The sequence below is a fragment of the Terriglobales bacterium genome, assembly GCA_035567895.1.
In the GTDB taxonomy this organism is placed as follows: Bacteria; Acidobacteriota; Terriglobia; order Terriglobales; family Acidobacteriaceae; genus Gp1-AA112.
Window position 1 is genome coordinate 1 of record DATMPC010000113.1, and the last position, 7,550, is coordinate 7,550.

General features: G+C 54.6%; 10 protein-coding genes. 4 read left to right on the plus strand and 6 right to left on the minus strand.

Annotated features, from left to right (window positions below; translation table 11 throughout):
* Positions 1–72 precede the first annotated feature (72 nt).
* Both VNX88_24660 and VNX88_24665 read right to left on the minus strand, forming a co-directional pair.
* The gene (locus tag VNX88_24660) at positions 73–372 is read right to left on the minus strand and encodes a YbaK/EbsC family protein (GenBank protein ID HWY71882.1); all 300 of its coding nucleotides are present in this window, start codon (positions 370–372) and stop codon (positions 73–75) included.
* A 51-nt stretch (positions 373–423) separates the two neighbouring features.
* Entirely contained in the window at positions 424–1,458 is a 1,035-nt protein-coding gene (locus VNX88_24665; protein HWY71883.1) for a uroporphyrinogen decarboxylase family protein, read from the minus strand.
* Positions 1,459–1,883: 425 nt separating this feature from the next.
* Here VNX88_24665 and VNX88_24670 point away from each other — a divergent pair, with 425 nt between their 5' ends.
* Complete coding sequence (locus VNX88_24670; protein HWY71884.1) at positions 1,884–2,594, plus strand: cysteine dioxygenase family protein; 711 nt, start codon at positions 1,884–1,886, stop codon at positions 2,592–2,594.
* A 31-nt stretch (positions 2,595–2,625) separates the two neighbouring features.
* Positions 2,626–2,847, plus strand: coding sequence for a rhodanese-like domain-containing protein (locus VNX88_24675; GenBank protein ID HWY71885.1), 222 nt, complete (start codon positions 2,626–2,628; stop codon positions 2,845–2,847).
* 289 nt (positions 2,848–3,136) lie between these two features.
* On the opposite strand, the gene VNX88_24680 is transcribed toward VNX88_24675, so the two are convergent.
* On the minus strand, positions 3,137–3,940 hold the full coding sequence (locus tag VNX88_24680) for an SDR family oxidoreductase (GenBank protein ID HWY71886.1): 804 nt from the start codon (positions 3,938–3,940) through the stop codon (positions 3,137–3,139).
* A complete protein-coding gene (locus VNX88_24685; GenBank protein HWY71887.1) occupies positions 3,937–4,266 on the minus strand; it encodes a nuclear transport factor 2 family protein in 330 nt (109 codons plus the stop codon). The genes VNX88_24680 and VNX88_24685 overlap by 4 nt, the downstream gene beginning before the upstream one ends.
* Before the next feature lie 97 nt (positions 4,267–4,363).
* Here VNX88_24685 and VNX88_24690 point away from each other — a divergent pair, with 97 nt between their 5' ends.
* Positions 4,364–4,714, plus strand: a complete 351-nt coding sequence (locus VNX88_24690) for a helix-turn-helix domain-containing protein (protein HWY71888.1) — start codon at positions 4,364–4,366, stop codon at positions 4,712–4,714.
* Positions 4,715–4,998: 284 nt separating this feature from the next.
* On the plus strand, positions 4,999–5,307 hold the full coding sequence (locus VNX88_24695; protein HWY71889.1) for a hypothetical protein: 309 nt from the start codon (positions 4,999–5,001) through the stop codon (positions 5,305–5,307).
* A gap of 208 nt (positions 5,308–5,515) precedes the next feature.
* Here VNX88_24695 and VNX88_24700 read toward each other — a convergent pair whose 3' ends face one another.
* Together VNX88_24700 and VNX88_24705 are read right to left on the minus strand one after the other, a co-directional pair.
* Entirely contained in the window at positions 5,516–5,992 is a 477-nt protein-coding gene (locus VNX88_24700) for a hypothetical protein (protein ID HWY71890.1), read from the minus strand.
* Positions 5,993–6,296: 304 nt separating this feature from the next.
* Positions 6,297–7,175 (minus strand): PEP-CTERM sorting domain-containing protein, encoded by an 879-nt coding sequence (locus VNX88_24705; protein HWY71891.1) that lies wholly within the window; start codon positions 7,173–7,175, stop codon positions 6,297–6,299.
* Between the last annotated feature and the right edge of the window lie 375 nt (positions 7,176–7,550).

Genomic DNA, 7,550 nt, shown 5'->3' on the forward strand with positions numbered 1-7,550 from the left:
CACTCGACGACTGGACGAGGCAGAGACTTCCAGTCTTTAGACTGAGATGTGCTGGCCAACAAGGAAAGTGCATCAACGAGATCTGCGATTAACGTGCCACAAGTATGCTGGTTGATACGGACGGAATTCTCGGTATGCACAGGCAGCAAGACGTTTAAGGTCCAGTTCCGTATCAGATGGAATAGCGGCCATGCAGATTCCGTGTCGATCACCATTTGCAACCAACGTTTTGAAAAGCTGCCCAGGCGGCAGGCCGATCTTAGTTGCAACCGCCTCAGCTGCGAGATCGTCCGGGTCCACTTCGTATTCGCGTAGCTCATAGCGGATTCCTAATTGATCCAAAAAGCGGGCCGCATTGGTTTTCTGGGTCATTTGTAAAACCTACGCGTGGATGGGCTTACCGGTCTGCCTAGCTCGGCTGTTCTAAATCCCCAGAGACTTGGGAAAGTGTGCCAGCTCGTCAGCAGTGGAATCATTCGGGATGGAGCAACCCGGTGCGGCGACGTACTTTGCTCCGGCCTGCGATTTCGCGTCCTGCCATTGAGAACGAATTTCGTCCGTCGTTAGTTTGCGATAGTCGATCTCATCAACGCCACCAAGTATCGGCTGTGAGTACTTCTGGCGAATCTCCGAGATGGGAATGCCACTGGTCTTCACCGAGTATTGAAGAACGGGCGCATGGAAATCCTTGAACTGGTCGAGATACGGCCTTTCCAAATAATGCAAATGGAGCACAGTCAGCTTTGTATCAGCGAGCGCATCGAAGACGCGCTTGTCATAGGGACGGGAATATTTCTTGTAGTCTTCGACGGTGCCGAACTTGCTCTCTGCGTTGAAAATGCTCACGAGCGCGCCAGACGCCCCAATCTCTTTACTTTGTCGGATGTGATTGATTGTTGATTGCGTGATCGCATCGAGCGCGTTGTGCCATGCGTCCGGATTCTGTCGCTGAAAGTCATGGAGGCTTTTGATCTGTTGGTCCTGGACATCGTCCGACTTCGGCAAATTCGCGAACTGCGGCTGTGACTGATACAGGATCATGGCCGTCATGTACGGACCGTAGAGCGTATCGATGAAATACCCGTCACCATTGATCCCATCGCGAACCCGTCGAAGGGTTTCCAATTGGTTCGGATACGGCGAATCGAGCGGTTTTAAGTCGAACCACTTGCCGGTTGTTGATTTCGGATAGTCGAAGTCATTCATCACCTTCACGATGTCCGTCTTGTACGTACGATGAAAATCGAGATGGTCTTGCGCTTCGAGTTCTGCTGTCGGCCTTCCGTAGTGCCGGTAGAACGTGAACGGAGGACGGTCGACATCTTGACCTAGCAAAGCCCGGTCGACGCGTTCTTTGTGGCTTAAAATGGAAGATCCGCTTTTTCTTTCAAAGCCAGATCTCGCAAGTGCAAATCCAGCTGCAGCGACAGTGGTAGAAAGGAAATCGCGTCGGTTCATCGTGACATTACCTCACACTTGACTTCGTCGAGACAACCACCAGCATAAACGAAGTCTCAGCAATCAACCTGTGGCTCGCATCGCCAATTGAATTGGAGATCGATAAAGCGGTGGGTTCGGTCTTGCGCATGGCTTGAGAAACAGTGTTACGCCTGGGAAAATTGAGTGCGCGCTGGTGCGGTAGCTAGTGTGATACTTTCTGATGCTCTGACATTGATCCGATTCTTCAGGCTATGTTAGGCTCAAAACATGATGTTGCCCCTGCTTCATTGTTGTCCCTGCGACCAGCCTTTCGTCGGCTGAGCTGGAACATTCTCAGACGTTCCTGAAACCCTTCCCCAAAGCTCATCCGAAATACTAATCGTTGGCTTTTATATTCGTCACGAACCCGGCATCTGCGCCGGAGCTATTTGTGGAAGTTTTTTATGCAACTCGCAACAGATAAAAGACCTGTGCAAAAGGAAGACAACGCATCGATCGCAGCGAAGAGCCTATCCGGAACGGTCTTGAAAACAACTGAGGAGCTCGCCAACATCGTCTCTCTGTTCGCGTCGTCTGACGGATGGATGGATAAAGTGCGTCTGCGGGCCGAAGAGCGCTGGTATGAGCGGCTGTATCACGGTCCGGACTACGACATATGGGTGATCAGCTGGCTGCCTGGGCAATCCACCGGTTTTCACGATCATGGTGCGTCCTCGGGCGCCCTGGTCGTTGCGACTGGAATTCTGGAAGAGCATCGTCCTGGCGAGCGAACCTTCGTGATACATCCGGGCAGGCCGCGCGCATTCGGTCCTGATTATGCGCATGACGTGCGTAACGTCTCCCTCGCGCCGGCGATCAGCATTCACGCAAACTCTCCTCCGCTTAGCGACATGAACGAATACGAGTTGGATGGCAGTCGACTGGTTCCGCGTGACCGCTCATCTGGGAAGACTGAAACGGCCGATCAAGAGCCGCGAATGCAAAAGTGGAAACCCTCGAACGGGACCGGCGTTTTGAGCATTGAGCAGGTGCTTTTAGCGGCACGCGCACGGCTGCGACGGCTATCTCCAGAAGAGGCGCATGCGGCATTGGTCAAAACAGAGGCGATACTCGTCGATATTCGTCCCAAAGGCCAGGCGCGCGATCGAGGGTAGTGTTGCGGGCGCACTAGTTGTCGAACGTAACGTGCTTGAGTGGCGGTTCGACCCAACCTCCAGTGCGCGGCTGCCGGTCGCGACCGATCATGACAGCCAAGTGATCGTGATTTGTTCTGAAGGCTATACCTCTAGTCTCGCGGCGATAGCTCTGCAGGATCTTGGACTGCAACGCGCGACGGGCGTGATTGGTGGATTTCAGGCATGGAGAGCAACGGGTCTGCCGATTGTTCCGCCACGCACAGCTCCCTAGGCCTTATCAGGCCAATGCACTCCTCGTAATTTGAGCTGAGACATCAGGTAATGCCTCGATTCTCGCGGTTGCGCTCCTTACCGCAACATTGGGCGCACGAAATACGGCAGACGAAACTCCGTTCGAAAAATCATTCAGACTCAAGTCGCGGAAATTCGCCTACCAGTTTCGCGTCGAACGACGGTGATGGCTCACAGCCGACGCAAGTGAGGAGCGGTTTGGAAAGCCGCTGCCTAGAATTTGGATCAGCGGCAACCATTCGGTTGAAGGCCGCAAGAGCTAGCGTTGATCAGACAGTAGGCATCGTGCCGCCATCAATGATGTAGTCTGCACCGTGAATCGAAGCCGCACGATCGGACGCTAGGAATGCCACCAGTTCGGCGACTTCCTCCGGCCGGCCAGGCCGGCCAATGGGAATCCCTCCGATCATATTCATGATTTGCTGGCGAGCGGCGTCCTCGCTGATGCCGCAGCTCCGTGCGAGTCGTAAGATCATACCGTGTGCGCCTGAAGTCTCGATGAATCCAGGCGAGATCATGTTGACGCGGACGCCCTTCGGGCCAACTTCGTTTGCCAAACCTTTGCTGTAAGTATTGAGAGCACCCTTCGCCGCAGCATAAGCAAGCGTCGCGTCATAGAGCGGCAGACGGTGCTGGATGGACGAGATGTGAAGAATGACACCTGCTTTGCGTTCGATCATGCCCGGTAGAAATGCTCGGTCGAGACGAACGGATGCGAGTAGGTTGACGTTGAGCGCCTTTTGCCAATCGTCGTCAGAGAGGGCGCTATATCCGCCGTTAGGAGCATCTGATCCTCCGACATTGTTGACTAGGATGTCGAGTCCACCCCACTCCTGCTGAACGCGGCTGATTACTTCTCGCACGCCTGCAGCGGTACCGATGTCCGTCTGCGCGAAGAGAGCAACCGCCTGCCCTTCCGGCAGCGGCGACCGTGCAGTCGTTGCAACTGAGGCGCCGCTCAGAGTAAAACGGCGTACCATCGCTTGTCCCATGCCCTTCGTGCCACCGGTTACCAGAACCCGCTTGCCCTTAAATTCATCTTCTGAAACTGGGAAAGGGTAGGTGATCGTCACGATCGAATCTCCAGTGAAGCAATCTTGTCTTTGGAAGGTTTGAAGATGTGGTCTAGTTCAACAGGGCTTCCAGGAAACTTACCGGTCAGTCGGGCACGAACGGTCACCAAGTCTCCGAGCGTTTGAACGTCAACCGGCAGCCGGACGTATCGGTATTTCGCGTCCGCCGCTTGCTTCCATTGGCGGATTGAGTCACGACCGTGATAATCCTGCCCCTCGTCGTCGACAGTGCCATCTTCGGTGAAGCAACGGGAAAGCGCACCAGCATCCTTCGCCTTTTCGGCGGCCAGATATTCCGCGACAGGTTGGGGCACATCAAGAGCCATGCTGTTCTCCTCCGTGCAATTTGCACAAACAGAAGTCTCGCAGCATACTGGCGAAATGGGAAGTACACACGAAAAAGTGCGTTAGGAGAAAATATGTATGCCGAAACGCTATACGCCCACATCCGCCGCCGCAGACGTAGAAGCAGCGCTCCGTCTTTTGGAAGGAAGATGGAAGCTGGTGATTCTGTTCCATCTATTCGGAGGCAAGGTGATGCGCTTTTCCGATCTGGAACGGGCGATACCCAACATCACTCAGAAAATGCTGGGGCAGCAACTCCGCGGCATGGCAGCGGACGGAATCGTTGTGCGGACGGCTTATCCCCAGGTGCCGCCGAAGGTTGAGTACCGTCTGACATCATGGGGCCAATCCATTTGTCCTACGCTTGACGCCATACTGAAATGGGCCGATAGACGACCAGCGGACCGAAGAAAGCGCAACTCGCGCTGATCTCATTAACGTTCCGCATTTTTGCCTTAAGGAAGATTGTCGAAAAAGAGATAGAGCGAAGCAATGCGACCGTTCCGGGCGACGACAATCGGTCTGTGCGAACAGGTCAGGGTGAATTAGCGCCCCGTCGAATTCGCAGAGCCATCCGGCACGCGAAATATCACGCGGCGGGTTCTGTTTCTCGATTGCATGATGGCGTGCGTACTTACTCATTCTGATTCTGTCGAAGAAATCGCTGGCATTCGAAATAGCGACGCTGTAGAAGAACGGCTGGAGGAAAAGCAATGTCAAGGATTTCTCTGGGCGTACTTTGTGGGTTGGTCTTCGGTAGTCTGGATACAGCGCTGATGATTCCCCTGAGCTTTCCGGACAAGCGGGCGGCCATGCTCGGCGCGTTTATCGCGCGTTTCGGTCTCGGATTCGTAATCTGCAACATACGACTGCCTTGGCCGGGCTGGGTCGTCGGGTTGCTCCTCGGCATCCTGCTGAGCCTCCCGGACGCCATCATCACGAAAGCTACGGCCCCAATTCTCGCATCTGGGGCGGTGGGTGGTCTGATTGTCGGGTGGATTGCTGGCAGATTTGGTCGTTAAATCCAACATGAGTCACCACCCGATATCCACCGTAGCGTCTCGCTTCATACGAAGCGGTACAGGCGACAGAGTGGTTGCCCCGCTTCTGAGTTGCTTAGGTCCAATTTCAGGCCCTTCAAGACCGGCTTCTTGTACACAAGTTGTATACTTTTGAGTCTGACGACCGGTGGTTGCGGCACCTATTCTCGTCACACCCACAAGCACTTTCTCATCGATCACGATTTGCGGAACCCGCCGCTTCGCCCGCGCCGAGGATCGACGACGTCTGGCGGGCTTCGATAGGGGCCGGAGTCGCCGGCTGGTTTATGACAGCAATTGCCGATGATGCCCATTTGAGCCGTCCGTTGCTACCCGCCACTTCCTCCGCGATTTTCGTGAACAACTGATCTTGCATGGCAGTCCGCTTCGTGTAGTCCACAACATAGCTGACAGTGAATTCGAGCGATCCGGAGTTTACGACCAGCGCGACGGTAGGTTCTAAAGGAGGATTCTCGCTTTGATAATATTCGCTCATACTTTTCCAAGAGGACTGCGCCTCGACCAGGTACTCACCAATCGCCTCTTTGGCTACCCTCAAAAGCATCGCCCTGGCAAGTTGGGAGTCGCTGGTGCCTGTAAGCACTACCTTAATCTCGTCCCAGATAAACCGGAATCCCTGCGAGTAGTTGAAGACGGACCCTTTCAAGACGATGCTGTTTGGGATGCGAGCGATCCGGCCGTTGTATCCTGCGAAACCGGTACGACTCGTTCCCGGTCTCGATGATAGTCCCCCGGTACCTGGGTATGGGGTAGGAAGACAGCCACCCCGGGGGTCAATGCAAACGAGTATGGGTGCGTGAATTTTTTCCGAATTTTGAACTTCTGGTTGGGGTGGGTATCGAGTTTCCGTCCGATGATCCCATGTGCCCAAACACGAACTGGAAAGAAGCCTAGTCAGAGGTCGTTGAAATGATTGCGCCCTTTTGTGGCGCCTCTTCGACCTTCTAAACTTAGGCGTACCACGGAAGGCCTAATTTGCGTCGTCGCGCTCCGATCCAAACCAGAGGTGCGAGCCCACTCACGAGCAGTACCATTACGCTCGGTTCGGGCGTAGTCGCAGTAGCGCCACTGTAATCGTGACCGCTCGCGCTTACGATCGAAACGTCGGGCGTGTCTGAAGTAACTATGAAAGAGGCCGTGTCGAGGTAGTCCATTTTTCCGCTGCTGGCGACATCCTCGTCGGTGGATCGCGTCGTGATATCAGCTATGGCCAGGAATGCCATGGTGGCGCCGGCGGTTGTGTGTAACGTGAAAGTTTTGCTGCCAGTAACCTGGACCGGCTTCCCGATTTGGTCGAGTTCCTTGTAAACATTCGACGTGCCGTCCAGTTCTGTGATAAGCGTGAGGTTGCCATCGGGTCCTCCCCCTGAAGGAATGCCTGTCAGGGTTGTAGTCCCCTCCACTATCATCGAGACCGTAACATCAATGGGCGCGCCAAGTTGGGTTGGATCCATTGGCATGAACGTGATGCTGTCCTCAAACTCCGCGATTCCCTGCGCGGAAACGCCGTCGGCGAAGGCAGTGCTGCTAGCGGAAACGAGCACGCCCAGATCGCCGAACATCGACCTACTAGTCGCACTGGCAACTTGACCGCCATGGTTGCAGGAGGCGTTGGCATTCGCCACCGACTGGCCCATAACTTGGCCCGAGTTGTCAGTTGTGGGAGCGGGCTGGCATGTTACATTTGCGATCGCCGAGAGAAAGATTGGACTGGCCCCTGCCGGCACTGCTACCAGAATTGCCGCGCAGCAGAGCGCTATGAGCGCCGCAAATCTGACGGCAAGATTCTTGAATTTCTCGATTGCCGGTACAGGTGATTGATGCCTCATATTACCTCCGGGCTTCTGCTTCTGAAGTCTCCTTGAATGAAAATCCCTTCTGTCTTTCGCAAACGGGATTCCAAACCGAAGGCTATAGCATGAGATTTAAACGTTGGCAACAGATAACAATAGGCGTAGGAGCGCTCTTGCAAGAGGCTTGAACAGATTCGACAATCGGTTGATTTTGCGAATAAGCAATTAGCGTTCGCAGGTTACGCAACCTCAATGGTCACTCGAGGGACTGGAGGACGCCATGGAAGACAAGCGGCTCGCGGCGAATCCCTCGGGGCTGTGCATGTGCGGGTGTGGGCGAAAGACGAAGATTGTGACGAAAAGCGATCGGCGACACGGTCATGTAATGGGTCAGCCTTTTCGATTTATTCA